Raw genomic sequence first — 23,719 nt, forward strand, 5'->3', positions numbered from 1 at the left:
GGGTGTGCTCACAGCAACCCCGCTGCGCGAATTTCCGCCTCGCTCGCAAAGCGGGCGCTCCCGTACAGATGCCGTCGGCCGGAGGGCCCCCACAGAACGTACGCGGCAGCACCCGGCGCGCCATAAGCCAGCAGCAGTCCAAACAGGGCGGAACCGGCGATCCGGCGGCCTTCTTTCGGCAGGCCACCCGCGTACCAGGCCCGGGCTGCATCAAACCAGCCCCACATCCCCGCATGGAACGGATTCACGCGCAGGCTCGCGTACAGGAAAAACGAGGCGAGCCACATGGCAGCCGCAAGACCGGCGACAAATGCAGCCAGTGCCATCAGCGTGATCGCGCCGCGGCGGGCGTGCTGCGAGAGTTCGTACCTTCCCGCTGGCTGTCCGGCCGCCATCGTTGCAGCCGGTATCGTTGCAGCCGGTATCATCGCCGTTTTGGCAGACGCAGCCCCACCCTGCGCGACGGACTGCACGGCTGACTGTACAGCGGGCTTCGAAACTGACGCGTTCATCGGGATGCCTCCTTCCGGTCCCCGGGTTACCCGAGCGCGGCCCGGCATCTGCGCACCGGATCGAACCAGATTTCGTTCATCGCCCAGCGCTTTCCGGTCTGCGTGCCGGTCTCGTTGAACACCGGCTGTGCCTCCATGTGCGCCACCACATCGATCGTAAGAAACAGCAGGCGCTTGAGTGCCGCGTCGTCATACGCGGCCGCTTCGGGATGTTCCCTGGCCATCAACGCAAACCGCTCGATGGCAACCGCGGCACTGGACGCGTGATAGCTCGTGATCGAACCGGAATGCCCCGTCGTCAGCAGCTTGAGGAAGTCGTATGCCTCCGCTCCGCGTAGCTCGGCGAGCAGCACGCGGTCAGGACGCATGCGCATCGTGCTGGCGATCAGGTCCGCGGACGTCACGCGCGCCTGGCCGTGGCCACCCTTGCTGTAGACGAGATGCACACAGTTCTCGATGTGGCGGATGAACAGCTCCCGGACATCCTCGATGGTCACGATGCGCTCGCCCGCGGGAATGTGCTGGCACAGCGCCTTCATGAAGCTGGTCTTGCCCGATCCCGTGCTGCCGACGATCACGATGTTCATGCGACCGATGACCGCCAGCTGGAAGAAGCCCGCGAAGTCGCGCTCGTCGAGCCAGCGTACGAGATGCCGCTCCGGTGGTCGCAACGATCTGAGGGCGTCGTCATCGAGCCCCGCCGGACGAAGCCACGACGTGTCGTCAAACAGGCCCTCGGCCCGATAGCTGTCGAGCGTCTTCTCTTTTGACGAGGGCCGGCGGATCGTGACCGACACGGTGCGCGGCGGTACCACTGGCGGCACCACGATCTGGATGCGTGCATCGCCCGGCAGGAGTGCCGAGAGCACCGGGTGCTCGGCCGACACCGCCTGGCTGGTAAGCGTGGCGATTGCCACCGCAAACGACATCAGCCGCTCGAAGTCGAGATCGGGATAGTCGTGCGCACGCCAGCCGAGATGCGTCTCGGTCAGCACGCGCTGAGGCCGGTTGATCACCAGTTCGGTCACCTCCGCGTCGTCGAGCAGCGGCGCAAACGGGCGCATCAGTTCCCGCACCGACGCATCGTCGGGCAGACGCACGAGCGGCGCTTCGTCAAGCCGGTCTGGTGTGGATGCGTCCATGTTCATCGGAGCGCCTCCGGCTGCAACGCATAGACCGTGCTGAAATCCAGATCCCTGGCGACAATAATCGTGAATTCTGCACCCTGGCTCTGCGTGAGCGTCGGCGGGATGTTGATCGTGCTGTCGAGTACACGTGTAGCCATGTCGTTGCCCTGCTGCTGCGTGCTCTCGAAGACGACGGATCCATTGCTGTTTCCGCCGCGCGTCGCGAGATATCCGATTGCATCCCGGGTCATGCCGAGCAGCATCGCCGCACCAATCCGCTCACCCCAGTGGTTGTTCACGTACCCACCGACACCTATGCGTCCCAGCGCGTCGGCGGCTGGTGAGTCAATCTCGGCGGTCACGCCATGGGGCGTCCTGATCCTGGCTGAGAGGACAAATACACGGGTCTGTCCCGGCGACAGCCTGGAGCGGTATTCGCTGTTGATCTGCGAGCCACGCTCGATGAGCACCACCCGCCCGTCATCCGAATACACGTTCCGGGTGACCGTGCAGGTGGAGATACCGGCTTCGGTCGAATCGAAGGCGGTGTCACCCACACAGTCGATCTTCGCGCCCTGGGCGAGGATCAGGCTGCGATTGCCGAGGAGCCCCGCCGTGACCCGGGGTGTCAATGTGGGCGTCAGTGCCTGGCCCAGCGGACTGCCGGCCTGTCCGCGGTCAGCATTGGGTGTAGCCACGCTGCCCGATGCGAACGCCGGCGCAGGCGTACCGGCACCGCCCTGCGGCGCGCCTGCCATCGCGCCGTCCTGTGTCCCGGAACTGCCGGGGCCGCCCGTCGCCAGTAACGGCGCGTCGTAATAGCTGCGCACGGCTGGGACGCGCGCGGAATTCACCGGCGAACGCGTGGGCGCCGCGGCGGACGCGGGTGTGCCCTGGCCCACCGGTGCGCTCGCGGGGTGCGCAACCGATACGGGCATGCCGGCGGCCAACGCCGGCTCGTCGCCAAAGATCCTTCCCTGCACCGGCTGGTCAAGCGCGGCGTCGCGCCGCGCGCGGGCTGCTGCATCGTGCCGTGCCAGAAAACCGTGAACGGTCCAGACTGCACCGACGACGACAAGCGCCACGATCGCGAGCGGCGTCAGCCACCATGCGCGCGGACGCCCCCCGCCGTGTTGCCCCAGCTCCGGCATGTCGCGCCCGGGCAGCGCGCGGTCCGGACCCTCGGCATTGTCGGGATTGTCCGGAATCCGGTCGCGACCGGGGGGGCCGTCCGGTCCGATCAGGTTGCGCGGGGTATCGTCACTCATGGCCGTCGCTCCGCAGCACGCGCTTCACACCGTCGACCGTCGTACCATCCTTTGGTGGGACGCCGTCCATGTCGTATGCGTCGTTCCAGATGCCCACCACCTCGTCGGCCAGACGCAGCACGAAGCGCTGTGCAACTTCATGGATGACGATCACGTCGCCTTCCATATGCCGGTCCACCACGCTCTCGCTGCCATCTTCCGCCACCCGGAAGATCGCGGGAATGCGGCGGTTGTTGGGGATGCGCAGGTACGTGAATCGCCCGTCGTCCCACGCGGCAACCGGTGCAATGTCGTCCGAGCGCGGCATGACCTGCATCGAGTAGCGGGCATTGCGCACAACCGGCGGCTGTGCGAAGCGCTGCTGCACAAGTGCCCGGTCCGCATCGGTACGGGCTTTTTCCTGCATCCCGTCCGCATAGCTGAAGGTGACGCGGTACACCTGCCTGTCATTGCCGAACTTCGCCTTCAGGGGCAGCACCACGAGATCGAAGCTGTAGCTGCGCCGGTCGGTGCGGATTTCGAGGTTCGTATCGTGTGCCGCAAGCCGCGGCTTGAGCCACACGTCGTGGTCTCCGCGATTCGCCACGACCTGCCAGCCGTCGCGGTCTCCGGGGGCGACAAGCAGAATCTGTTCATGCGGATCAAGCGCGATATGGGTGGCAAAGCCGCGCTGTGCGTCGATGCGCACCACCTCATCGGCGCGGTACAGCACCTGGCGCACACGCGAATCGCGTGACCAGCCCGGCACGTCCCAGGCGTGTGCAGGCTGGGCCCCAAGCGACGCGAACATGGCCACAATCAGGAAGCGCGGATTCATCGGGCCCCTCCCGCTGCAGATGACGAGGCCGGTGGCGTGGGTGGTGTGTATTCGGGATCGCGGCTGTAGGCGCTCACCGTGAAGCCAAACGGGTTTTCGACGGCGGTGCTTTCCCGCGTGAACACCGGTGGCCGGTAGGTGTAGGCGAGCGTCACCACGAACCGCTGTGGCGGCTCGGCGTTGTCCTCGCCGTTTTTGCGCATGGTGCGTTCGATGTGCACCACCGCACGACCCGGCTCATCGTGAGGCAGCGTGGTCGACAGGATCCGGATGCGGCACTCCGTGCCCGGACCAAGCTGCCGGTCGAGCGCATCGGGGCCGCTGTAGATCTGGCGGTAATCCCGCGCGACCGTGTCCGCGCTCATGCCGAGCACCCGGTCGTAGTCCATCTGCAGCAGGCCCCAGTCGTAGCGCTCGCGGGCACGCACATAGACTTCAACCCAGTGCTTGTCCTGGATCTCGCCCGTATGCACGTGCTTCGCATCGAGCACATCGATCACCTGGGACTCGCCCGTCAGCCGGTCGACCTCGATGGGTAGCGGCACCACCCGGTAGAACGGCACCATCACCGCGAGCACCACTGCGCTGAGTGCGGCCACGCCCACTGCCGCGTAGGCCACGTGCCATGCCCGTCGCTCGGAACGCGCCTGCATATCCGTGAGCGAGGCCTCGATGTCCAGCACGCGCCGGTAGTCATGGCTCGCTTTCATGAGCGGGCCCCGTCCGTCGATGTCACCGGTGACACCAGTGGCACCGGAGGCACACGATTCACCGGCACGCGATGCGATCCGTCAGGCAATATCGGTTCAGGCGGGTTTCCGCTGCACGATTCAGCAAGCATGACCAGGCAGACAGCCAGCACGGTCACGGTCAGTTTCTTCATGCCGTGCTCCTTCAGTTACCGAACGTGGCCGGGACCATCTGGTCCTGCAACCGCGCCGTGTTGCCAGCCCGGCTCATCACGAGCTCGCCCTGCTGCCCGGCGATCAGCCGGTCCTCGGTATCCGAGAGCATCCTGAAAAGCTGCAGCTTCGTCATCTCGCTGCCCACCGCGGTGCTCTCCGACTGGATGCGTGCCTGCAGCTCGGCGACACCTTTGGGATCCTGCGTGACATCGATCTGCTGCATCAGGCGCTGGATCCGGTTCAGTTCCTGAAGCTCAGTCTGGTACGCCTGCATGCCGAACGCCTTGTCCTGGAAGGGCTTGTTCAGCGCCCGCTGGCAGACCCGCTGGTCGACCCCGCTCTGGTCCTCGCAGTTATAGAGCTCGCCTGCCGAGCGCAGCGCCTGCGCGCTACCGGTGAGGCCCGCATACCCGCCGTTCTGGATTGCCGTATAGGCGCTCATCCAGTTGGACGGCAGGGAATTCGCCAGCACCGGATTGCTGAGCAGCGCGCCGAATCCACGTGACCCGTTCATCGACTGGTAGAGCTGGATCTCCTGCTGCACTTCCTGTTCGAGTTGGACCAGCATCGAGACTGCCTGCGCGACGTTCTGCGCGTCGAAAACCGGAATGCCCTGCGCATGAACCGGCCCCACGAAGGCAACCAGGACCACCGCTGCGGCAACACGCACCAGTCCATATGGTTTGCTCATGACAATCGCCCTCCGCTCAGTCACCCTGGCCACCCAGATGTTCACGGGCCGCACGTTGATACGCCGGCACCTCACCATTGCCGCCCGGGGCGCCACCGGTGCTACCGCCGGCTCCACCACCGGAGCCGCCACGGTTGTCAATCGCACCGCCTGCGCGCCGCGCGCCATGCCCCCACTGCAGCGCGGACATGAAGCCTCTGACCACCTGGCGCGAAGCGAGACCGGCGACGAACGCGCCAAAGCCCGAAAGGGTCGCTCCACCGGCAAGTCCCGAGGCAACAGCGGGCAGTTGCCAGCCCACCATCGCGAGGAACACGCCGGTCACGAACAGACCCAGCGCCGAGGCGAGCGAAGCCACGCCACCGAGACTGCTCTGCGTACTGGCAAGAAGGCTGGCCGCATTCGCGCCAGGCGCCGATGCGGTCACACGGAACGTGTTGAGGTCGCTCGAAAACGCCGTCAACGCCATGCCCAGAAAGGCGGCGACCAGTATCTGGAGCAACGCATAGTTGGCGACTTTCGCGGTCCACGCCTCGAAAAAACGTGCGGTCGGGCCGAACGCGCCGCAGGCGATAAACGCCGGCCCGAGCCCAAGCACGAGATCAAGCAGCATCCTCGCCATCACCACCTCGAACGCGAGCACCATCAGGAAGATGGAACCGCCCAGCGCGGCCACGAGCCCGCACAGGAAGTCGCCCACGCCGGCCACGATGCCGCTCACACTGAAACCCTCGTGTGTCGCCTGGTCGAAGTAGGCGTCCATCACAAGATCGATCTGCTGGTCGTAGCAGTCGAGCGTCTGGTAGATGCCTGTCGCGCTCGCGCCCGTCACGCTGCTGCCGCTGACCGAACCACATCCGGGGTTGCCGGCTCCGGTATTTGCGGCCGCGCTCTGGATCGTCTGCGCGAGTCCCGCCGTGACATCATTGACGGCGGTGACCACCTGCGCCTGGTAGATCCCCGAACCGAGTGCGAGCGCGAGGATGATGGCCAGCTTCAGGCCACGCCACGCAAACGCGGGCACCGACTCATGCGCCTCACCCCGTACCACTGCGAGACCGTAGGCGAGAACCCAGATCGTGAGCGCCGTGGTGACCGCCGGCACGAGCGCACTGGCGAGCGCCGACGAGACATTCGTCACATAGGTGCTCATGCCGTTTTCCAGCGTACCGCCGACCGCGGTAAAGAGCCCGCTCATCGCACACCTTCCTTGCGCGGCGACAGACCGGAGGACACCTCCACGTCTGCGGCCCGACGCTTCGCAAGCTGCTCGTGAAAAACGGGGAGCCAGTCGTGCGGAACGTCACCGACTTCGGCGCGGATGGTGTCGAGCAGTTCGACGTTATCGGTCGTGCCCGACAGCACGTCGAGCACGTCGCCAAGACCGGCGAGATCCAGCCGCCCGATCGCCGAGCCGTGGCCCTGTTTAACGAGAAAGAGCCGGCTGTTTTCGCCGAGGTTGCGCACGATGTTGAACTCGGCTTCGCTCAGCTTGAAGCCGCGCACATAATCGTCATAGTCGGCGCGCGGGTTGGGCAGGAAGAAGAACGTCGCGGTCTGCTCGATGAGCGCGCGCGCAATATCGCTGCGCAGCACGTCCGCTGGTGACTGCGTATCGAAAATACCCAGTCCGTTCTGCTTGCGGATCGTCTTCTGCTTGTTGTTCGCGAAGTCCGTGAAGACAGGGTCACCAAGCCGCTTCCAGAATTCTGTCATCACATACACGAAGCGCCGCCCGTCGATGAGGCTCTCCGTCACGTGCAGCAGGTACATCGTCAGCGGTGTCGATACCTCGGGATCATCGAGCAGTTCGGTGTCGTCGAACCCGAAGAGACGTCCCCGGGTAAAGTCGAGACGATCGGAAGGATTGTCGAGCAGCCACCCGAGCCGCCCGCCCGCACACCATTTCGCGAGCCGCGCATGCAGGCTGTTCTCCCCGACATTGGGCAGCAACTGACGCACCACCGACAGGCGCCGCAGCGACTTCGCCATGCGGGCCACCTCACGCACGGCCCGCGAAATATCCATCTCGTCCTTCGCCGGCAACCGCGCGCCGTTATCGACCAGCTTGCGTACGAGCCGCTCCCAGAAGTCGATCACGAAGCCGTCAGGTTCGAGCTGGAACGGATTAAGCCCCGTTGGCTCCCCCCGGCGGAACACCGTATAGACGCCGCCCATCGCGCGGATCGCGATCTCGGTGCCGCGGTCCTTGTCGTAGAGCACCGCGGTAATGCCGAACTTCATCGCCATCGCGAGCAGCATCAACTCCAGCACGGTCTTGCCGGCACCCGCCTGGCCGATGATCTGGGTGTTCGCGAGCGCCTTCTCGTCGAGCGAGTCTTTCTTTTCCGGTGTCGCGTGGAAGTTCAGATAGAGCGGCTGGCCACTGGGCGTCTGGACGATCGTGATCGCCTCACCCCACGGATTGCCGTCGCGCTTGCCCGTTGCGAAGTTATGCAGGCTCGCCAGCGCGCAGAAGTTGCGCGAGGTCAGCTTCGCCTCGCGCGGGCGGTAGCGCCAGTTACCCGGCAGTTGCGCGAACCACGCGGCGTCCGCCACGAGGTCGACCCGCGCGGCCTGGAAGCCGGCGTCGGCCAGTTGCGTGCGAGCCTTCGCCACGTGCTTTGCCACGTCATGCGACGTCTCGCCCAGCACCGCGAGCGAATAGTGATATTCACCCAGCACGAAATCGCCGTTGATCAGCTCGTCGAGCGCCCGGTCCATCGCGGCCACCTGCGACACTGCTACGTCCTCGCCCGCCATGAGCTGGTTGCGCTGCCGCTCGAGCGCCTCCCTGGCGGAAGGCCGGTCGAGTATGGTGAAACTCTGCGTCTCGATATACTCGAAGTCCCCATACAGCATGCCGTTGAGCATGCCGGGCTCGGTTTCCTGAGGATAATCCTTCAGGTCCAGCAACGCGGCGTAGCGCGTCGCCGATGGCATGCGGATTTCGACTTTCTCGGTACGGAAGAACAGGCGCGAGGTCGGCAACGCCTCGCGGATCATGCCGGACGGTACCGGCACGGGCTCCCACACGGCATTGACCAGATAGCCCAGGAATTCCAGCGCTGCGGAAAAATGGCGCGCTCGCCGGGTGTATTGCATCTGTTTCGTATAGACCCCGAGCGCCACCGGGCCGTACGGTTTGAGGCCCGCTTCAACCTGTGCGGCGATTTCAGCCGTCACCTTGAGGGCCTCGTGCTGGTCGCGCCGGATGTCGTCCAGCGTGCGCCGGGCGGCCTGACTGAAGAGGCGCCCAAGTCGTGTCCGGTTCGGCCGGTAGACGACGCTCAGGTACAGCTCGTTGGCCATCATCCGGTAACCGGCAAAGCTCGCGTAATAGCGTGTCGCAAGTTCGTGGCAGAACCGGTTAGCATATGGCGTCGCGAAGTGATCCGTGACGCGCCGGCGCAGCCGGTGCGCCCACAGGCCCACGTGTCCGCCAGGCAGCCCCCGCACCAGCTGGTTGAATCCCTCATGGCGCACGAGGATGTCGGCCGGGTCGGCCGTCTCGAACGCGATACCGGCGATCTTCCAGACACACAGGTAGTCCCCCTCACGCGTGCGGATGACCTGATCGGTCACATGGGTCGAATACGGGACGAAGTCAGCGAGCACCACTTCCCGGTTCGCCACGGCCACGAACTTCGGATCGGCATGCATCTCACGCCCTCCTCTTCAGGCGCACCGGCACATAGGCGTGCGCCCCCCAGAGCCGGCGGTTGCGCTGCCGCAGACTCATGCGCAGACGCAGGGCCAGCTGCGCAAGCCGCTGGTCGTCGTTGCGCGTGATCACCCGCATCGCGACGAATACCGGGATCATCAGCAGGAGAATGCCCACGCCGAGCTCGGGACTCGCCAGCAGCGCCCAGATGGCCGGGACCAGCATGCCGCCTCCGACCATCAGGGCAGACACCAGCGGCACGCCCCAGAGCATCGCGGGGCGGGTGCAGCCCTTGAATACGGGATCCCTGAGCAGATTCATGGTTCGGCTCCGTCTCTCGGGGATCAGGAAGCCGGGATCAGCATCGAGGCGATCACCGTCGCGCAGCCGACGAAGAGACCGCCGATGAAAACACTTGCGATGTCGCCGAACCGGGCGTGCTGGAACATCATCTTGAAACCGGCCCAGATGATCGAGATCGAGCACACCACGCCACCCACGCCGAGCAGCGTCGTCTGGATCGTGGTCAACAGCGTGTTGACCTGGGAGAGCTGTGCGTAGGCCGGGGAGACCAGCGCCGCCGCGAAGACGGCACCGGCAAGAAGCTTTCCCGTCCAGCGGGCGAAGTCCCGGATCCTGAAGATGCGTTTTCCAGATTGATTTCCAATCAGGATGACTAAATTCATGACAGACTCCTGAACACCGATAACCAGATCCTTGCCTTCACCTGCGATTCAGAACACCACCGCGCTGCTGTCCGCAGGTTCGTCCTGCGGGTGTCCCGGTGGACTGCCCCGGGGCGTGTGCGGCACCTGTGTACCCGGACCGCCCGCAGACGCCGGTTGCGCTGTAAGCTGGCGCGGCACCCGATCCGGAAAACTGCCGCGACCCAGCGGGATAACCGGGATCGCCGGGATCGGGTTCACCACCGGGTCAATCGCCGGTACGGCCGGGACCGGATGCACGGACCCACGATCAACCACGTTCTGGACCACGCGCTGCACATATCCCGTCCCGTATCCCGTCGCGAAGTCGCCACTCGCGTAACAGGACAGGCTCGCCCGCAGTGCGTCCTGAACGTCGGGGCGAGACTTGCGCGCCTGCGCGTAACAGTCCTGCAGGATTGCCGCACCGGCAGCCAGGTTGAGGCAGGGATCAAACGCGTTGCGCACGCTCATGCCAGCCCGCGACCAGTTCGTCCGGTTCACCTGTGCAAGGCCCACGCTGTAATCCCATCCGCCCGCGTCGAGTGCCCGCACGGTGGCCTGCGCTTCCTCGAGGCTGGCTGGCTGGCGCAGCAGCCGGCCATGCACCACGCCGACGGCGTAGGGGTTGAACGAGGACTCGGTGCGCACAATCGCCGCCATCGTTGCCAATGAAACCTCGGGCGCGCACTGCTGCGCGAGCGTCATGAAATCGAGCGCCATCATCAGCCTCCGCCTCCCGCATCGTCCTCCCCGTCCTCCCCGCCCTCTTCGCGTTGCATGCGCTCCAGAAACAGGGGCGCGGACTGCGTCGGGTCGTAAGATGCCCCGGTACTTCCGGCACCGTAGAATCCGGTGATCGTCCAGTCCTCGCCACCCGCGTCCCGCCAGGCCCGCGTATAAGCCTGGCCGTTGATGTCGGTGTTAATCGCGCCACGCGCCCCACAGGGCCGCTCGCGCTCCTCCGGCCCACGCCGGTCAAGCAGATCCTCGCGGCAATACGCAGCACGGGCGAAGGTGTTCGACGCGGAGGTACCCTGCGAGCCGCCCGCACCGAAGTCGCACGTCGGGAACGGATCGCCATGCCGCAACGCGCGCCAGAGTTTCTCGATTGGTGGCACGCATGGAGCGTACTGTTCCGGGTCGCCAGGATTGGACAGGCAGAGGATCACCTGGCAGCCCCAGTCGTCGGCATGGGTGAGGCCGGGGGTGATCACCGAGGTGCCGATGAAACAGGCAAGTCCCAGAGACAGGCAGCGCATGAGGCGTGGCGCCCATGAACGGATCGACGCGTTACACATGGACCGTCTCCGCTGGAGCGGGATTGACGGCAGGTTCGCCCCTGTTCCGGCGCCCGGCCCTCGCGCCGCGACGCAGTCCAGTCGGAGCGCGATCGCATCGAGGCAGTGGCGCATCATCCGCCACGCGGGGCGTGCTGCCGCGTCCCTCCAGGCGATATCGAGCACCGGCACCCCGGCGGCCTGTGCCTGGGCAATCGCATCCAGGCGGGGCATCTGAAGAAAACCATCGGGGTCTCGCGGATCCGGTATCAGCCACGCACCCATCTGTGTCTGAAGCGCCCGTGCCTGCACCCGCTGGAGCGGCGTATCTTCCACCATGTTCGGCAACAGCCCGAAAAAGCGCAGCGCGGGGTTGAGCCTCGCGCGAACATTGCGTACGCCGTGCGGACCGTTGATCAGATCGTCTGCGCTGTCGAGTGCCTCGCTTGACAGCACGATCGGGCTCAACATCGCATCCGCGTTTGCCTCCGCACACACCGCGCGCGGGTCGGGCAACGGGGGACAGTCGATCAGGCAGACGTCCACGAAGGGCGCCACCACGCGCAGCAGGTGTCGCATGTTCGCGTAGTAGCGTGCGCTGCTCTCGCCCGCCTCCGACGGCAGCCCGTGGACTGCGCCCCCCGGCAATACCTGGATGCGAGGCGCGCGCGCCCTGCCTGTCTGCGCGTGCGGCTTTGCGGGCACATGCCGGCCGCCAGGTAGCACCGCCCGGTCGGTGCGGGTGAGCGACGCCGTGCTGCAGGCAGACTCCGCCAGATCGAGCACCCGTATCCTGGCTCCACGTACCCGGCGCAGATAATGCGCAAACTGGCACAGCAGTGCGCTCCTGCCGGTACCGCCTTTTTCCGCTGCAATCAGAAGTGTCTTCATGGTCCGTCACTCCCATCGACAGGCCGGTCGAAACACCAGAAAGTCACGGGCGACGGAAAAAAGAACCCGCGACGCCAGAGCGGCTGACCGCGGGCTCAACGGGGGATCGTTCCGTCCGGGCCAGAAAACAGAAAAGCCTGCGGATGCAGGCCTCGGAATGTCTTGCGGCACACCACGTCGACATCATCGCAGTGACTTCGGTACTTCGGGGCCGCTAACGCGTACTCGGTCGTGCTTCGCACGTTGACCGGATCAGGTTGTTGGCTTCAATCTAGGTCAGCAGAAGATGCCATGCAAGCGGCCGGAGACACCCCTGCGCTTCTTCATTTACCCACGTGTTCCCGCCCGTTCCGTCGTGTTCCCAAAAGAATTTTTGCGCGCGGGCGCGTCAACGCCGATGTTAGTACCGGGCGACGACACCCACCACAGAAACGCCGGCCGGCCGGGCAATCACGGTTCGCGAGGGGGCTCGCACGCATCATTGATCTCCGGCGGGAGGCAGCCCGCTGGTGTCAATTTCCTGGTTTACCGGCGGCAAGCGCCTGGCCCAGTGCCGAGCGCGCCGCCGCGAGTTCCAGGTCGAAGCGTTGCGCCGGCCACCGGGGTATGCGCAGTCGCCGGCAGACGACCTCGCGCCCCGCCTGCCAGAGATAGACCATCCTCAGCATTTCCCGATGCCGTGGATGCAGCGTCAGCCAGGCGTTCGTCACGCGCGCCGCATCGACCGGGTCATACGCACCGCGCGACGCGTTTCCCCAGTTCTCGAGGCGACGGGCGAATGGCGCCGCAGCAAGGTCGCGGCTCATGACCCCGGTGCCGTGTTGTCCTGGCGTTCCGGCGAGCCCGCCCGGTAGCGCGCGGGATTCGCGAGAAACTGCTCGATGTCTGCGGTGCGCCACCCAACCATCCGGCCGCCTAGCGGTATCGCCGGTGGAAACGTGCCGTCCTGCATGCGACGGTAGATCGTCGAACGTGACAGCCCCGTCTTCGCCTCGACCTGCCGGCGACGCAGGATCACGACCGGTTCGTTTTGTTTGCTGGACATGGCCTGGCCCCAGAATGACGCCGGCTCGAGACGGCCGGCACACAGGGGCATTCAAGCAGCGGTTGCGCCCGTCAGCCAAACCCGTCTTATCGACGGGCTCTCCCGACGGGCCGGCGGGTCGGGTTTCGCGGCAGGCGCACCGCAGAACAGCAACCCGACAATAGTGATCAAGAAGTCCAGGATCGAACCCAGTGAAGGGAGAATCGCCATGATCAGTGCCGACCCTGGTCAACAGCCTGAAATCTGTATTGCGCAGCTTGCCGGGTCCGGGCGTTACGGCTCGAAAATACGGCTCGAAAAGCGGTGTGCTTCGCGAAGGCGTGTGGCTCACCCTGGACCGTAAAACGCCGCTCGCCACACTCGACGCCTCGATCTTCCGCAGTGTTGAAGACACAGACAACGGCCGGACGAAGCCGGCCGGAGAAGTTTTCGACTGACTGGAAGGGAAATACCGGCCGCTCGCGAAGCGCTCGAAGTGAGCGTCGTCCTGACGGGGGAAACTGAACATGACCTTGAGCCGATCGGCAACTACATCGCACTGGACTGCGCACTGCGCACTGAGCTTCGTGCGCGAGCGCCGCGAGCGCTGCACGGGTCTTGCGAAACTCCCATTCGCGTTTCCGCTCATACCCCGGCATGAACACCTGGGGGCGCGACATCGGGTGTATGGCAATTGCCAGATTTTCTACCGTGTCGCCGGGGCAGAGCAGTGCATCGCCGTGCACCACGTGATTCATGGCGCGCGCAACTTCGCCGAGATGCCGTTTCCGTAACGGCCCATTGTCTCGTCCCACTCCCGCGACCAGGACGACACCACGAGAGGCTCAAGGCCGCGCGTGCTAGAACTTCATCCTGATGCCGGCGCCCACGCTGTTACCTGACGACACGCTGGACATCGTGTCATAACGCCATGCCGCGTACACGTCCGTGCGCGTCGAAAGCGGATAGTCATAGCCGAGCGCCACCGTCGACCAGTGCATGTCGCTGCCTTCTGCCGGACGCCGGCGCGTGCCGGCCCATGACAGCAGCACGCTGCCGGTCCCGACCTGGGCACTCGCGCCCACCTGCACGGTGTCGTCGGTCACCTCGCTGTTGTTATCCACCCGCTCGTACTGGAAATAAAGCTTCACGGCATGAATCCGGTATGCGCCGCCAACGAGCCATGCGGTCTGCTCCGTCGCGCCGTTGAGAAACAGCGAAGCCGTATGCAGGCTCTGGACTGCGGCCGTCGCGGAGAACGGTCCGGCAAAATACAGCGCGTTTGCACTGTAGTTGGCCTGTCCCGCATGACCCGCGACACCTGCGTTACTGTAGAGCAGCGCTCCCGAGAGGCCGCCGACCTCCGGCGTCTGGTACACGATCGAGTCATCGATTGCCGTGTCGCTTTGGACCGACGCAGCGCCCATCGCGGAGCCCAGGAAAGTGTGGACCACGATGGGCGAGAACACGAACGAATTGCCAAACGGATTGAACAGCAACGTGGACACGAACAGCAGCGAATCATTGCGCCCGAGCGTCAGTTGACCAAAATACCCGCTTAAGCCCACGAACGCTCTGCGCCCGAAGAACGACTGTCCATCGAAGGAACCGGTCTGGCCACCGTTGATCCGGTAAAAGCTTTCGAGTGTGAATAACGCCTTCACGCCGTCGCCGAGATCCTCGCTCCCCGACATACCCCAGTATGATGTCGTCAGTCCTCCTGAGCGGACCTGCCACGCGTTACCTGCCGCGCCGGGCGTGCGCACCATCCCCGCGAATGCATCGGCAAGCCCGTAGAGGGACACTGACGACTGCGCCTGCACTGCGCCGGCCGTCACGCACAAGGCCAGCACCACTCCCCCCTTGCCCCATCTTCCCCGTAAGTCGCTGCGCATGTTTGTCTCCTTCATCGTTTGTGAGTGTCCTGTTGTGTTTCGCCTTTCCTGCCAGCACGGTTCGCCGGCCGAGCCTCAGCCGTGCGTGACCCGGGCCAGGGGCCTGCCGCGTTCAGCGAGCGCGATGGCAACCAGCACCTCGTCCGGACCGGGCGAATCCGGGACCGACAGCGAAACCGTGTCCAGATGGTCGAAGCTCCACATGTCGGCGATCCCGTGCAAGGGAATGTCGAGACAGGCGCCCGCCGCGCCGCGTTTTGTCACCGACGGCATGATCGTGGTCGCACCGGGCAGGCACTCACGCACCGCCTTGCCCAGGCGCGGATGAAGCAGTGCCGCGCCGCATTCCAGCGGCACGCCGGTGCCCACAAGCGCCCCCTTGCCGTAGCCCTGGATGTCGGTTGGCGCACAACCCAGGACCCGCAGTGCGCGTCCGGTGAGCAGGGCTCCGAGCGCGGCTCCGGTTGCGTAAAGCGCGTCCAGTTCGCGGTCCACGCCCACGACTGCAATCTTCAGCACGGCCGCAGCGACAACCTGGCGGTGCGGCGGCACAACCGGCACACCGAGTTCCGCGCATCGCTCGACCAGGTGAACGACTACCCTCGTTACCTGTGCGCTCATGGCTTCGTCTCCATCCCGTCTGCCGTACGCTCCAGCGTTGCCCGCGGTATCGGAAACGCCCCCCTCGCTGACTCGTACGCCTGCGCCGCGCGCAGGACCAGCGCATCGCTGCCATGGCACCCGATGATCTGCACACCGGTTGGCAATCCTCCGGCCAGGCCACAGGGCACGCTCGCCGCAGGCAGCCCGGTCTGGTTACACCACGCAGTCAGGACAGGTGCCGCACGCAGACTGGCAGGCAGGCCCGGTACGGGCGGCGGACCGCAGTGGAACGTCGGCGTGAGCAGCAGGTCGTAGCGCTGGAAGAACGTCGCCATCGCCGCGGTCAGCGCGTGACGTGCAAGCAATGCGTCGGCGAACGTTGCGGTATCCACCTGTTCGCCCGCATCGGCAAGCGCCTTCAGCTCGGGATCGAGCCGTGTCCGGTCTGCCGCCGCCATATGACGGACGCGCTGTGCGAAGAACACTGACCACTGGATCGAATGCATACGGCCATCGCCGTAATAGCCCGCGAGCGGCGGCACATCGCTTTCGACCACGCGCGCGCCAAGTGCCTCCAGGGTGCTGGCCGCCTGCCTGACACACGCTTCGATAGCGGGTTCCACATGCACGCCGGCCGGCACGGCGCAGTACGCAATGCGAAGACCGGCGACGCCATCGTCGAGCCCCGCGCAGTAACCCGGGCGACCGGCAGCGCCTGAATGCCGGTCGACATCGTCATGCGTCATCACGCCGAGCATGAGCGCGGCATCGCGCACGTTGCGCGCGATCGGCCCGAGCGTGGAGAGCGCCGTCCAGGATGCTGCTGCACCGGCTGGCACCAGCCCGAAAGAGGGTTTGAAGCCGACCACACCGCTCCAGCACGCGGGAATGCGGATCGATCCTCCACCGTCCGTCGCAAGCGATAACGGTCCCATCCCCAGCGCGACCGCCACCGCGGACCCGCCACTGCTGCCACCCGCCGAGAGCCGTGTGTCCCACGGATTGCGGGTGGCGCCCGTCAGTGGACAGTCGGTGACGATCTTGTTACCGAACTCGGAGGTCGTCGTCTTGCCAAACAGGATCGCGCCTGACTCGCGTAGCCGCGCGACAGCCGGCGCATCCGCGTTCTCGCGTTGCGGCGACGACGTCCATGAACCGTGCCGCGTCGGCAGGCCCGCAACCGCGACGAGATCCTTGACCGAAACCGGCACGCCATCGAGCAGACCGCATGGCGTCCCCCGCCTCCAGCGGCGCTCCGACTCGTGCGCGGCCAGTAACGCCCCCTCCTCGTCGAGTCCACAGAGCCCGTTGACGACCGGGTCGAGTTTCGTGACCCAGTCAAGTACCGCGCACATCACCTCGACCGGAGACAGCGTGTGCTGCCGGAAATGTGCAATGAGTTGACTGGCATCCAGCATGGCCACGCCATCCATTTTGCATTCCTTATTAAATAATCAGGATGAAATTCCAGAAGACAGGGGTACTTCGCCTACCCTTCGCAGACCGGCGCGACCGGACCCGTCGACTCGAGAATCGAGAAGCTGTTGTCGGCAAGCGCCTGACCAATCCGCGTCTGACAAAGCACGTGACCGCCATCCGGGCTCACGCCTGTCCTGCCACGTGGGAGCGCGACTGAAACGCCCGGCAATGCAGCCTTGACGCGAACGGCGTCGACACTGCCCGCCGCGCGAACCGCCTGCGCGAAAAGGCGGATGCCCGCATACGTGTTCTCCCCGTGCGGCAGGACCACCGCATAGCGGCCCAGGCGCGGATCGCGCGCATCCGCGTAGTGCGCCGTATAACGGGCGAGGAAATCGCGGTTTTCAGCGTTATCGATGCTCATGAAGTACGACGACACCCCGATCGTGCCCGTCGAGGCACCGGTGGTCGCAATCGACAGCGACTCGTGCGCGATATCCGACACGAGTTGCGGCTTCATCGCGAATGACCGGTACTGCTTGACGAAGGTGACCGGGTCGTCTCCGATGCTGTGCCACACGACCTGCGGGTTCAGGCTGGCGACACGCTGCAGCACCGCGCCGTAGTCGCGCGTGCCGAACGGTAACCAGTAGACCTCGAGAAACCGTCCGCCGTGGCGGGCCACAGCCGTCTGCAGTTGCGGCACCAGCACCTTGCGGTTGCTGCCGATGTCGGAGACGACCGCACAGACGGTACGTCCTCCGTCACGCATGAGCCACGCGACCAGCGGCTCGATTCGCTGGCTCGCGGCCAGCCCTGTCGTGAGAAGCTGCGAATCGCACCGCCCCTCGTCGAAGTTCGGATAGACGACCAGCTTCCCGGCCGCCCTTGCAGCCTGCAGGGCGGCTTCACGTTCGGATGGCAGGACCATGCCCGTGATCATCGCGACCTCGTCGCGCATGAACAGCTGCCGTGCCTTCTGGAGCGTGACCGCCGTCGACATCTGTGTATCCTCAACGCTCAGCTGCACCGCTCGCCCGAGCACTCCCCCCGCGGCATTGATCTCGTCGATGGCCAGCGCCGCGCAGTTCCGGTTCGTCTGGCCCACCCGTGTCAGGGGGCCGCTCAGTGGCGCGAGCAGGCCGATCTTCAGCGGCGCGGCGGCGCGTGCGAGCGGCGAGACCACGGATGCGGCAAGCGTGCTGGCCGCGCCAAGCAGCAGTGTTCGGGAGAAGTCACGACGGTTCATGCGGGTTCTCACTGAAGTTTTTCAACATGGGGGCCGGCGCACTGTCTGTCGCCGGAGAGAGATGGCGCGCGAGCGGATGGGCGCCAGACGTGCCGTTTTGCACTTCGACCGCGCCCGCGTGGACAATCCGGCCGTTCTTGAGCACGATGCAGCGCTGCGCGCTTTGCAGGACCAGATCGAGGTTCTGCTCGACGAGGAGCACCGCGAGCCGCGAGCGGCGGCACAGCTCGGGGATGACCTCACCGATCCGCTCCACCAGATTGGGCTGTACCCCGTCAGAGGGTTCATCGAGCAGGAGCAGCCGTGGCCGGCCGCACAAAGCGCGCGCGATCGCGAGAACCTGCTGCTCGCCGCCCGAGAGCGTGCCGCCCTGCTGCGTGAGGCGTGACCTGAGCACCGGAAAGTAGTCGAACACCTCGTCGGGAATGTCCGCGCCGCCCGCGGCCTGCGCGCCCATCATCAGGTTCTCGCGCACAGTGAGCTTCGGAAAGATCCAGCGCCCCTGAGGCACAAGGCCGATGCCCCGCCGTGCAATCTCGTGCGTGCGCAGGCCCGTCACCGGCTCGCCGAGAAAGCGCACGTCACCACTCACGCGTGGCAGCAACCCCATGATGGCCTTCACCAGCGTGGTCTTGCCGGCGCCATTGCACCCGAGCACGCCCACCACCTCATTGGGCAGCACGTCGAGCGCGAGCTGGCGGATCACGTCGACGTCAGCATATCCGGCGGACAGGTTCTCAATGTGCAGCATGCTTCGCCCCCCGCCCCAGATAGATACGGCGGATCTCCTCGTCGCCTGCGATCTCGGCGTACGATCCCTGTCGAACCACCTGCCCCCGGTGCATGACCCAGGTTTCACATTCGAGGGACTGCACAAAGCCGAGATCGTGCTCGATGGCGAGAACCGCACAGCGCTCGCGCAGCCTGAGGATGAGCCGCACCAGCCGCTGCGCATCGTTCGCCGACAGTCCGGCTGCGGGCTCGTCGAGCAGCAGCAGCGCGGGCTGGCACATCATCGCCATACCGATTTCCAGCCACTGGCGCTCGCCGTGCGGCAAATGCCCGGCGAGTTCGCCAGCCTGCCCCGACAGCCCGACCTCTTCCAGCACCGCATCAGGATCGGGCACGGGCGACACGCGGCAGGCCGCGACGCCGAGCCCCGCTACGACCAGGTTGTCGCGCACGCTCATCGTGAGAAAAGTGTTGGTCCCCTGGAACTTGCGCACCACGCCGCGCCTGCAGAACTCGTGCATCGGCCGCGCTGTCACCCGCTCGCCGTCGAGATACAGCTCACCTGCGCCCGGTATGATTGCGCCCGAGAGCAGGCCGGCCAGCGTGCTCTTGCCCGCGCCATTGGGGCCGATCACGCACAGCAGGTCACGCGGTCCGATTGCGATGTCGACGCCCGCCACGGCGTTGATTCCTCCGAACGCCCGCGACAATCCTGTGCCCTGCATGAGGTACCCGGCCATCACCGTTCCCCCTGAGCGCGTCCAGCGCGGTGGAACGGTGACCTGCCCCGGTGCGGACGACAGATACGGTGTGCGACCGCCAGGGCGCCGCGAACACGAAGGCCATCCGGCATGAAGAGCACGCAGCCGAGGAACAGGGTGCCGAGAATCAGTGGCCAGCCGTCGGTGCTGTAGCTGGAGACCGTCTGCTTCAGGAGCGTCAGCACAACGGCGGCGATGACAGGGCCGCCGGTCGTCCCTCTGCCGCCGATGGCGACCCAGAGAATGACCTCAGTCGCGAGCAGCGGCGAGAATACGTCAGGGGCGACCACGCCCGAGCATGCGGCCATCAGGCAACCGGCAATGGCAGCAATCATGGCCGACACGACAAAGACCAGCAGCAGGTGAAACGAGGTGTGATAGCCGCATGCCCTTGCCCGCCACTCGTTGGTCGCAATTGCGGTCAGCACCCTGCCGTACCGGCTGCGGCACACGAGCCACATCAGGCCGGTCGCAGCGAGGAGAACACCGGCCACGGCGTACCAGGACGCCCGGGGGCCGCTCAGGTCGAATCCGTGACCGGCGACAGTCGCCGACAAGCCCGGGATGGCGAGAAGGCCCGTGTCACCGCCCGTCACCGACTGCCAGCTCGTGGCCAGTTGCTGGACGACGATCAGCACGGCCATGCTGATGATGGCGAAAAAGTGCAACCGGACGCCTGCGAAGAGCAGGAAGTAACCCACCACCGCGGCCACCGCAGCGGCGCAGAGCATCCCCACAACCAGCCCCGTCAGTGGCGTCTGTCCGAACTGCACGGTCGCCACGGCGAACCCGTAGGCACCCAGACCAAAGAAGGTGGTGTGTCCCAGCGTCAGTACGCCCGCGCGCCCCCACAGAAAGTCATAGCTCAACCCGAGGAGGCCCATGATCAGCGCGTCACGGATGGTCGAGAGCAGGTAGGGACCGCTCCACAACGGCAGGGTTGCGAAGAGCACCAATGCCGTCCCCCACATTGCGACAGGCGCAATGTCTTTTGACCGGAAGGGCGGCTGCGCCAGCCACAGTCGCACCGGGCCCGCGTATCGTCGAGACATGTGTTTATCCTTTACCAAGAAGCTGATGGGCAGTACTGAAGCCGGGAATCAGGCCCTGCGGTCTGAACCGGATCACGACGATGGAGAGGATCAGCACGACAGCCGACGCGAGCGACGGATCGACCCGATAGCTCAGCAGCGTCTCGGCGGTGCCGATGAACACGCTGCCGAGAATGCTTCCCGTAATCGAGCCGATGCCCCCGAGCACGATCACGAAGAACGCCTTGGCGAGATAGGCGACACCGAGGTGCGATTCCACCGAGACCATTGGCGCGACGAGTACGCCAGCGAGCGAGGCGAGCCCCGCGCCCCCGCAGAACGCAATCCGGTTCAGACGCCGGGTATCGATGCCGACGGCCTCGGCCATCGCCGGGTGCTGGATTACCGCGCGCAACTTCGTGCCGAAGCGCGTACGGGCAAAAAGCAGCCAGCACCCCGCCGTCACTGTCAGCGCCACACCGATCACAAAAATCCGGTACGCCGGATAGCTGCCGCCTGGCACGCGAATCGCGCCACCGAAAGGCGCATACACAAGCATCGGCTGTGTACCGAAAACGAGTTCCAGCGCCTTTTGCAGAATAAGGCTGACCGCGTAGGTCGCAAGCAGCGTGTCCAGCGGCCGGTCATAGAGCAGCCGGATGACGAAGCGTTCCAGGCACCATCCGAGCAACGCCCCGACTGCCGGCGCCGCCAGCAACGCGATCCAGAACGCCTGCCTCCCTGCGACCGCCTGTGCGGCTGCAAGCGTATACGCGCCGATCGTGACCCATTCGGCGTGCGCCAGGTTCACGATGTCCATCATGCCGAATACGATGGCCAGGCCAAGCGCGATCATCGCGAGGATAGAGACGTAGCTCGCAATATTAAGGATTACTATCATTACTTCCTCACAAATCAGGTAACGCCCGGAAGCTGCGGAGCGCCAACTGGCACCACTCCTGCCACTTGCGGTACACGCGGCATGCGTGACTCGCTCCGTCTAACCGACAATTTAAATTACACAATATATTGTGAATTTTAGGTCGAACAAAACAAATACACAATATATTGTGAATTTCTGAGCGTACGCTCCCCGATACTCGATCCGCCCAGCTAAATCGAGTTCGCATGACTAAGGAAGCACTGCTCGAGGCACTCGGGAAAGAGATCCGCGCACGCCGCAAACTGAAGAAACTGACTCAAGCGGGTCTCGCTCTGCGTGCCAACGTTCACCCAAATACCGTTTCACTTATCGAGCGAGCCGAAACGGTTGCTGGTGTCGACGCGTTGTTCGACATCTCCAACGCGCTTGGCACCACCCTGTCACAACTGATCAAGGCTGCCGAGGATCGCGCCGGCCTTCGCTAGTTCATTGCTCAAGGGCTGCTGCCCGTCAATGCACGAACCGGTACTCCCGGTATTGCGCATCTACGCCTTCCGAAGACCACTGCTGCCACCCCGGCGTATCCCGTGATCGCCCGCGACAGATGCTGCTCGCCGCCGACAAAATCCGGTCACGACAAAAATACAACCTGCCATTTCATGGGCATCCGTCTCGCACCCTCAATTTATAATCATAAAATTACGTTCGCAAAATTTGCATGTCAACGTCATTCTGTATCTCGTTTACCCCTACATTTCCCTCGCATAATCTCCCTTGACACAATTTCAGACCACGCATATGGTCTATTTGTGATGATTAATTGGGAGGGGACATGGGCAGAGAATTTTGCGAGCTAACCGCGCGGGAACTGCACGCGCTGTATGAGGCCGGAACGGCCTCGCCGGTCGAGGTCATGGAAGCCGTACTCCACCGCGTTACGCAGCTCGACCCGGCCGTGAATGCCTTCTGCCAGATTGCTGCGGATTCACTCGATATGGCCCGCGCGTCCGAAACACGATGGCAGCACAACAGTGCGCTCGGCCCCCTGGACGGTGTGCCCATCAGCATCAAGGACAATGTTGCCGTGTCAGGCCTTGCCACGCGATACGGCTCGCGCGTCACTGACGACCAGCCAGCGCCGCACGACAGCCCGTGCGTGGCGAGGCTTCGCGAGTCGGGGGCGATCTGCTTTGCCAAGACGACCCTGCCCGATTTCGCCCACAAGATCGTCACCGACAGCCCGCTCACAGGCGTCACGCGCAATCCGTGGAATCCGGAATGCACGCCTGGTGGCAGCAGTGGCGGCGCCGCGGCCGCAGTCTCGCTTGGCATGGCGCCCGTTGCAATCGGCACAGACGGCGGCGGTTCCATCCGGATCCCTGCTGCCTTCACCGGCACATTCGGCTTCAAGCCCAGCTTCGGTCGGGTCCCGCACGCTCCGCGCGGCCCGTTCGGACTGTTGAGCCACGTTGGTCCCATGACACGCTGCGTGGCAGATGCCGCCCGTATCCTGACCGTGATCAGCCGCCCGGACAGCCGCGACTGGTACGCGTTGCCGTTTGAAGCCAGCGACTACGAGCTCGGCCTCAAATGCCAGCCCGCCCGTGGCGGCATCCGTGTTGCCTGCAGCCCCACGCTGGGCCTTTCTGTCACACCCCAGGCCGACGTACGCGACGCTGTCATGCGGGCGGCCGGCGCACTCGGCGAGCTCGGCGCGCGGGTCCAGTCCGAGGATCCCCCGGGAGTTGAGCGCTGCAACCTGGTCCACGCAACCCTCTGGCCCGCGTGCTGCCGCCAGCTCACCGAGGACATGGCGGACGGTGGCGCCGCGCTCGATCCCTCGTTGCGGGCCTACGCCGACGCAGGCGCCGGGATATCGCGCCACGCGCTACTTGGCGCGCTGATTGAACGGGGCGACCTGGGCGCCGCAGTCAACGCCTTTTTTGAACGATACGATCTTGTGATATGCCCGGTCTACCCGCGTGTGGCCATGCGGCTCGCAGAAATCCCAGCCGGCGAAGAACTCTTCCCGTATTTCACCGCATGGTGTAACCAGCTCGGACTTCCCGCAGCAAGCCTCTACGCCGGCACGACTTCGGAGGGGCTGCCCATCGGCGTACAGATCGTCGGAGGCCGTCATGCGGATGCACTCGTTCTGTGGGCGAGCCACATACTCGAACTCGCGTTCGGGCGCGCCCCGCTGACCGAAATGACACGCACGCTTTCATCCTCGCTGGCGGGCCGCGCCACGCCCTGAGACCTG

The 23,719-nt window shown here is 65.1% G+C and carries 26 protein-coding genes; 3 read left to right on the plus strand and 23 right to left on the minus strand.

Annotated elements, in window-relative coordinates:
• Window positions 1–8 precede the first annotated feature (8 nt).
• The 15 genes from BLV45_RS28150 to BLV45_RS08770 all read right to left on the minus strand — a co-directional run bounded on the left by BLV45_RS28150 (window position 9) and on the right by BLV45_RS08770 (window position 12,904).
• On the minus strand, window positions 9–512 hold the full coding sequence (locus tag BLV45_RS28150; protein ID WP_322788604.1) for a hypothetical protein: 504 nt from the start codon (window positions 510–512) through the stop codon (window positions 9–11).
• A 26-nt stretch (window positions 513–538) separates the two neighbouring features.
• Entirely contained in the window at window positions 539–1,654 is a 1,116-nt protein-coding gene (virB11, locus tag BLV45_RS08710) for a P-type DNA transfer ATPase VirB11 (RefSeq protein ID WP_090532826.1), read from the minus strand.
• 2 nt (window positions 1,655–1,656) lie between these two features.
• Complete coding sequence (gene virB10, locus BLV45_RS08715) at window positions 1,657–2,907, minus strand: type IV secretion system protein VirB10 (protein WP_090531836.1); 1,251 nt, start codon at window positions 2,905–2,907, stop codon at window positions 1,657–1,659.
• Window positions 2,900–3,724, minus strand: a complete 825-nt coding sequence (locus BLV45_RS08720) for a TrbG/VirB9 family P-type conjugative transfer protein (RefSeq protein WP_090531838.1) — start codon at window positions 3,722–3,724, stop codon at window positions 2,900–2,902. The genes virB10 and BLV45_RS08720 overlap by 8 nt, the downstream gene beginning before the upstream one ends.
• On the minus strand, window positions 3,721–4,434 hold the full coding sequence (locus BLV45_RS08725; RefSeq protein ID WP_090531840.1) for a virB8 family protein: 714 nt from the start codon (window positions 4,432–4,434) through the stop codon (window positions 3,721–3,723). Before BLV45_RS08725 ends, BLV45_RS08720 begins: the two co-directional genes overlap by 4 nt.
• Window positions 4,431–4,607, minus strand: coding sequence for a hypothetical protein (locus BLV45_RS27460; RefSeq protein WP_176954107.1), 177 nt, complete (start codon window positions 4,605–4,607; stop codon window positions 4,431–4,433). The genes BLV45_RS08725 and BLV45_RS27460 overlap by 4 nt, the downstream gene beginning before the upstream one ends.
• Window positions 4,608–4,618: 11 nt before the next feature.
• Window positions 4,619–5,320 carry a P-type DNA transfer protein VirB5 gene (gene virB5, locus BLV45_RS08730; protein ID WP_090531842.1) on the minus strand — a complete coding sequence of 234 codons (702 nt, stop codon included), beginning with the start codon at window positions 5,318–5,320 and terminating at the stop codon, window positions 4,619–4,621.
• A 16-nt stretch (window positions 5,321–5,336) separates the two neighbouring features.
• Entirely contained in the window at window positions 5,337–6,518 is a 1,182-nt protein-coding gene (locus BLV45_RS08735) for a type IV secretion system protein (protein WP_090531844.1), read from the minus strand.
• On the minus strand, window positions 6,515–8,983 hold the full coding sequence (locus tag BLV45_RS08740) for a VirB4 family type IV secretion/conjugal transfer ATPase (RefSeq protein WP_090531845.1): 2,469 nt from the start codon (window positions 8,981–8,983) through the stop codon (window positions 6,515–6,517). The genes BLV45_RS08735 and BLV45_RS08740 overlap by 4 nt, the downstream gene beginning before the upstream one ends.
• A 1-nt stretch (window position 8,984) precedes the next feature.
• Entirely contained in the window at window positions 8,985–9,305 is a 321-nt protein-coding gene (locus BLV45_RS08745) for a type IV secretion system protein VirB3 (protein WP_090531847.1), read from the minus strand.
• A 23-nt stretch (window positions 9,306–9,328) separates the two neighbouring features.
• The gene (locus BLV45_RS08750; protein ID WP_245753167.1) at window positions 9,329–9,670 is read right to left on the minus strand and encodes a TrbC/VirB2 family protein; all 342 of its coding nucleotides are present in this window, start codon (window positions 9,668–9,670) and stop codon (window positions 9,329–9,331) included.
• 48 nt (window positions 9,671–9,718) lie between these two features.
• Window positions 9,719–10,414 carry a lytic transglycosylase domain-containing protein gene (locus tag BLV45_RS08755; protein ID WP_090531849.1) on the minus strand — a complete coding sequence of 232 codons (696 nt, stop codon included), beginning with the start codon at window positions 10,412–10,414 and terminating at the stop codon, window positions 9,719–9,721.
• On the minus strand, window positions 10,414–11,859 hold the full coding sequence (locus BLV45_RS28155) for a ParA family protein (RefSeq protein WP_143130401.1): 1,446 nt from the start codon (window positions 11,857–11,859) through the stop codon (window positions 10,414–10,416). The genes BLV45_RS08755 and BLV45_RS28155 overlap by 1 nt, the downstream gene beginning before the upstream one ends.
• A gap of 512 nt (window positions 11,860–12,371) precedes the next feature.
• Complete coding sequence (locus BLV45_RS08765) at window positions 12,372–12,665, minus strand: hypothetical protein (RefSeq protein WP_090531850.1); 294 nt, start codon at window positions 12,663–12,665, stop codon at window positions 12,372–12,374.
• The gene (locus BLV45_RS08770) at window positions 12,662–12,904 is read right to left on the minus strand and encodes a helix-turn-helix transcriptional regulator (protein WP_090531852.1); all 243 of its coding nucleotides are present in this window, start codon (window positions 12,902–12,904) and stop codon (window positions 12,662–12,664) included. The genes BLV45_RS08765 and BLV45_RS08770 overlap by 4 nt, the downstream gene beginning before the upstream one ends.
• 215 nt (window positions 12,905–13,119) lie before the next feature.
• Here BLV45_RS08770 and BLV45_RS08775 point away from each other — a divergent pair, with 215 nt between their 5' ends.
• Window positions 13,120–13,341, plus strand: coding sequence for a hypothetical protein (locus tag BLV45_RS08775; protein WP_322788605.1), 222 nt, complete (start codon window positions 13,120–13,122; stop codon window positions 13,339–13,341).
• A gap of 402 nt (window positions 13,342–13,743) precedes the next feature.
• Here the strand turns inward: BLV45_RS08775 and BLV45_RS08785 are convergent, their stop codons facing one another.
• The 8 genes from BLV45_RS08785 to urtB form a co-directional block, all read right to left on the minus strand.
• Window positions 13,744–14,778 (minus strand): porin, encoded by a 1,035-nt coding sequence (locus BLV45_RS08785; protein WP_090531856.1) that lies wholly within the window; start codon window positions 14,776–14,778, stop codon window positions 13,744–13,746.
• Window positions 14,779–14,853: 75 nt separating this feature from the next.
• A complete protein-coding gene (locus tag BLV45_RS08790) occupies window positions 14,854–15,399 on the minus strand; it encodes an amino acid synthesis family protein (protein ID WP_090531858.1) in 546 nt (181 codons plus the stop codon).
• On the minus strand, window positions 15,396–16,814 hold the full coding sequence (locus BLV45_RS08795; RefSeq protein WP_090531859.1) for an amidase family protein: 1,419 nt from the start codon (window positions 16,812–16,814) through the stop codon (window positions 15,396–15,398). Before BLV45_RS08795 ends, BLV45_RS08790 begins: the two co-directional genes overlap by 4 nt.
• 56 nt (window positions 16,815–16,870) lie before the next feature.
• A complete protein-coding gene (locus BLV45_RS08800; RefSeq protein WP_090531860.1) occupies window positions 16,871–18,049 on the minus strand; it encodes an ABC transporter substrate-binding protein in 1,179 nt (392 codons plus the stop codon).
• Window positions 18,036–18,800 carry an ABC transporter ATP-binding protein gene (locus tag BLV45_RS08805; RefSeq protein WP_090531861.1) on the minus strand — a complete coding sequence of 255 codons (765 nt, stop codon included), beginning with the start codon at window positions 18,798–18,800 and terminating at the stop codon, window positions 18,036–18,038. The genes BLV45_RS08800 and BLV45_RS08805 overlap by 14 nt, the downstream gene beginning before the upstream one ends.
• Window positions 18,787–19,521 carry an ABC transporter ATP-binding protein gene (locus tag BLV45_RS08810; protein ID WP_090531862.1) on the minus strand — a complete coding sequence of 245 codons (735 nt, stop codon included), beginning with the start codon at window positions 19,519–19,521 and terminating at the stop codon, window positions 18,787–18,789. Before BLV45_RS08810 ends, BLV45_RS08805 begins: the two co-directional genes overlap by 14 nt.
• Window positions 19,521–20,594, minus strand: coding sequence for a branched-chain amino acid ABC transporter permease (locus BLV45_RS08815; RefSeq protein ID WP_090531864.1), 1,074 nt, complete (start codon window positions 20,592–20,594; stop codon window positions 19,521–19,523). The genes BLV45_RS08810 and BLV45_RS08815 overlap by 1 nt, the downstream gene beginning before the upstream one ends.
• Before the next feature lie 4 nt (window positions 20,595–20,598).
• The gene (urtB, locus tag BLV45_RS08820; RefSeq protein ID WP_090531866.1) at window positions 20,599–21,474 is read right to left on the minus strand and encodes an urea ABC transporter permease subunit UrtB; all 876 of its coding nucleotides are present in this window, start codon (window positions 21,472–21,474) and stop codon (window positions 20,599–20,601) included.
• Window positions 21,475–21,701: 227 nt separating this feature from the next.
• Here urtB and BLV45_RS08825 point away from each other — a divergent pair, with 227 nt between their 5' ends.
• Both BLV45_RS08825 and BLV45_RS08830 read left to right on the plus strand, forming a co-directional pair.
• Window positions 21,702–21,941 (plus strand): helix-turn-helix domain-containing protein, encoded by a 240-nt coding sequence (locus BLV45_RS08825; RefSeq protein ID WP_090531868.1) that lies wholly within the window; start codon window positions 21,702–21,704, stop codon window positions 21,939–21,941.
• Window positions 21,942–22,288: 347 nt separating this feature from the next.
• Window positions 22,289–23,713 (plus strand): amidase family protein, encoded by a 1,425-nt coding sequence (locus BLV45_RS08830; RefSeq protein WP_090531870.1) that lies wholly within the window; start codon window positions 22,289–22,291, stop codon window positions 23,711–23,713.
• Window positions 23,714–23,719 lie beyond the last annotated feature (6 nt).

Source organism: Paraburkholderia sartisoli, from assembly GCF_900107685.1.
Lineage (GTDB): Bacteria > Pseudomonadota > Gammaproteobacteria > Burkholderiales > Burkholderiaceae > Paraburkholderia > Paraburkholderia sartisoli.

Excerpts from the sequence above, each read along its gene's own strand:
- BLV45_RS08765 (WP_090531850.1), bottom strand. The coding sequence starts at position 12,665 with ATGAGCCGCGACCTTGCTGCGGCGCCATTCGCCCGTCGCCTCGAGAAC.
- BLV45_RS08735 (WP_090531844.1), bottom strand. The coding sequence starts at position 6,518 with ATGAGCGGGCTCTTTACCGCGGTCGGCGGTACGCTGGAAAACGGCATG.
- BLV45_RS08790 (WP_090531858.1), bottom strand. The coding sequence starts at position 15,399 with ATGAGCGCACAGGTAACGAGGGTAGTCGTTCACCTGGTCGAGCGATGC.
- BLV45_RS08800 (WP_090531860.1), bottom strand. The coding sequence starts at position 18,049 with ATGAACCGTCGTGACTTCTCCCGAACACTGCTGCTTGGCGCGGCCAGC.
- BLV45_RS08740 (WP_090531845.1), bottom strand. The coding sequence starts at position 8,983 with ATGCATGCCGATCCGAAGTTCGTGGCCGTGGCGAACCGGGAAGTGGTG.
- BLV45_RS08725 (WP_090531840.1), bottom strand. The coding sequence starts at position 4,434 with ATGAAAGCGAGCCATGACTACCGGCGCGTGCTGGACATCGAGGCCTCG.
- BLV45_RS08745 (WP_090531847.1), bottom strand. The coding sequence starts at position 9,305 with ATGAATCTGCTCAGGGATCCCGTATTCAAGGGCTGCACCCGCCCCGCG.
- virB10 (WP_090531836.1), bottom strand. The coding sequence starts at position 2,907 with ATGAGTGACGATACCCCGCGCAACCTGATCGGACCGGACGGCCCCCCC.
- BLV45_RS08815 (WP_090531864.1), bottom strand. The coding sequence starts at position 20,594 with ATGTCTCGACGATACGCGGGCCCGGTGCGACTGTGGCTGGCGCAGCCG.
- BLV45_RS08830 (WP_090531870.1), top strand. The coding sequence starts at position 22,289 with ATGGGCAGAGAATTTTGCGAGCTAACCGCGCGGGAACTGCACGCGCTG.
- BLV45_RS08770 (WP_090531852.1), bottom strand. The coding sequence starts at position 12,904 with ATGTCCAGCAAACAAAACGAACCGGTCGTGATCCTGCGTCGCCGGCAG.
- BLV45_RS08795 (WP_090531859.1), bottom strand. The coding sequence starts at position 16,814 with ATGGATGGCGTGGCCATGCTGGATGCCAGTCAACTCATTGCACATTTC.
- BLV45_RS08755 (WP_090531849.1), bottom strand. The coding sequence starts at position 10,414 with ATGATGGCGCTCGATTTCATGACGCTCGCGCAGCAGTGCGCGCCCGAG.
- BLV45_RS27460 (WP_176954107.1), bottom strand. The coding sequence starts at position 4,607 with ATGAAGAAACTGACCGTGACCGTGCTGGCTGTCTGCCTGGTCATGCTT.
- BLV45_RS08805 (WP_090531861.1), bottom strand. The coding sequence starts at position 18,800 with ATGCTGCACATTGAGAACCTGTCCGCCGGATATGCTGACGTCGACGTG.
- virB5 (WP_090531842.1), bottom strand. The coding sequence starts at position 5,320 with ATGAGCAAACCATATGGACTGGTGCGTGTTGCCGCAGCGGTGGTCCTG.
- BLV45_RS08785 (WP_090531856.1), bottom strand. The coding sequence starts at position 14,778 with ATGCGCAGCGACTTACGGGGAAGATGGGGCAAGGGGGGAGTGGTGCTG.
- BLV45_RS08810 (WP_090531862.1), bottom strand. The coding sequence starts at position 19,521 with ATGGCCGGGTACCTCATGCAGGGCACAGGATTGTCGCGGGCGTTCGGA.
- virB11 (WP_090532826.1), bottom strand. The coding sequence starts at position 1,654 with ATGGACGCATCCACACCAGACCGGCTTGACGAAGCGCCGCTCGTGCGT.
- urtB (WP_090531866.1), bottom strand. The coding sequence starts at position 21,474 with ATGATAGTAATCCTTAATATTGCGAGCTACGTCTCTATCCTCGCGATG.
- BLV45_RS28150 (WP_322788604.1), bottom strand. The coding sequence starts at position 512 with ATGAACGCGTCAGTTTCGAAGCCCGCTGTACAGTCAGCCGTGCAGTCC.
- BLV45_RS28155 (WP_143130401.1), bottom strand. The coding sequence starts at position 11,859 with ATGAAGACACTTCTGATTGCAGCGGAAAAAGGCGGTACCGGCAGGAGC.
- BLV45_RS08720 (WP_090531838.1), bottom strand. The coding sequence starts at position 3,724 with ATGAATCCGCGCTTCCTGATTGTGGCCATGTTCGCGTCGCTTGGGGCC.
- BLV45_RS08750 (WP_245753167.1), bottom strand. The coding sequence starts at position 9,670 with ATGAATTTAGTCATCCTGATTGGAAATCAATCTGGAAAACGCATCTTC.
- BLV45_RS08825 (WP_090531868.1), top strand. The coding sequence starts at position 21,702 with ATGACTAAGGAAGCACTGCTCGAGGCACTCGGGAAAGAGATCCGCGCA.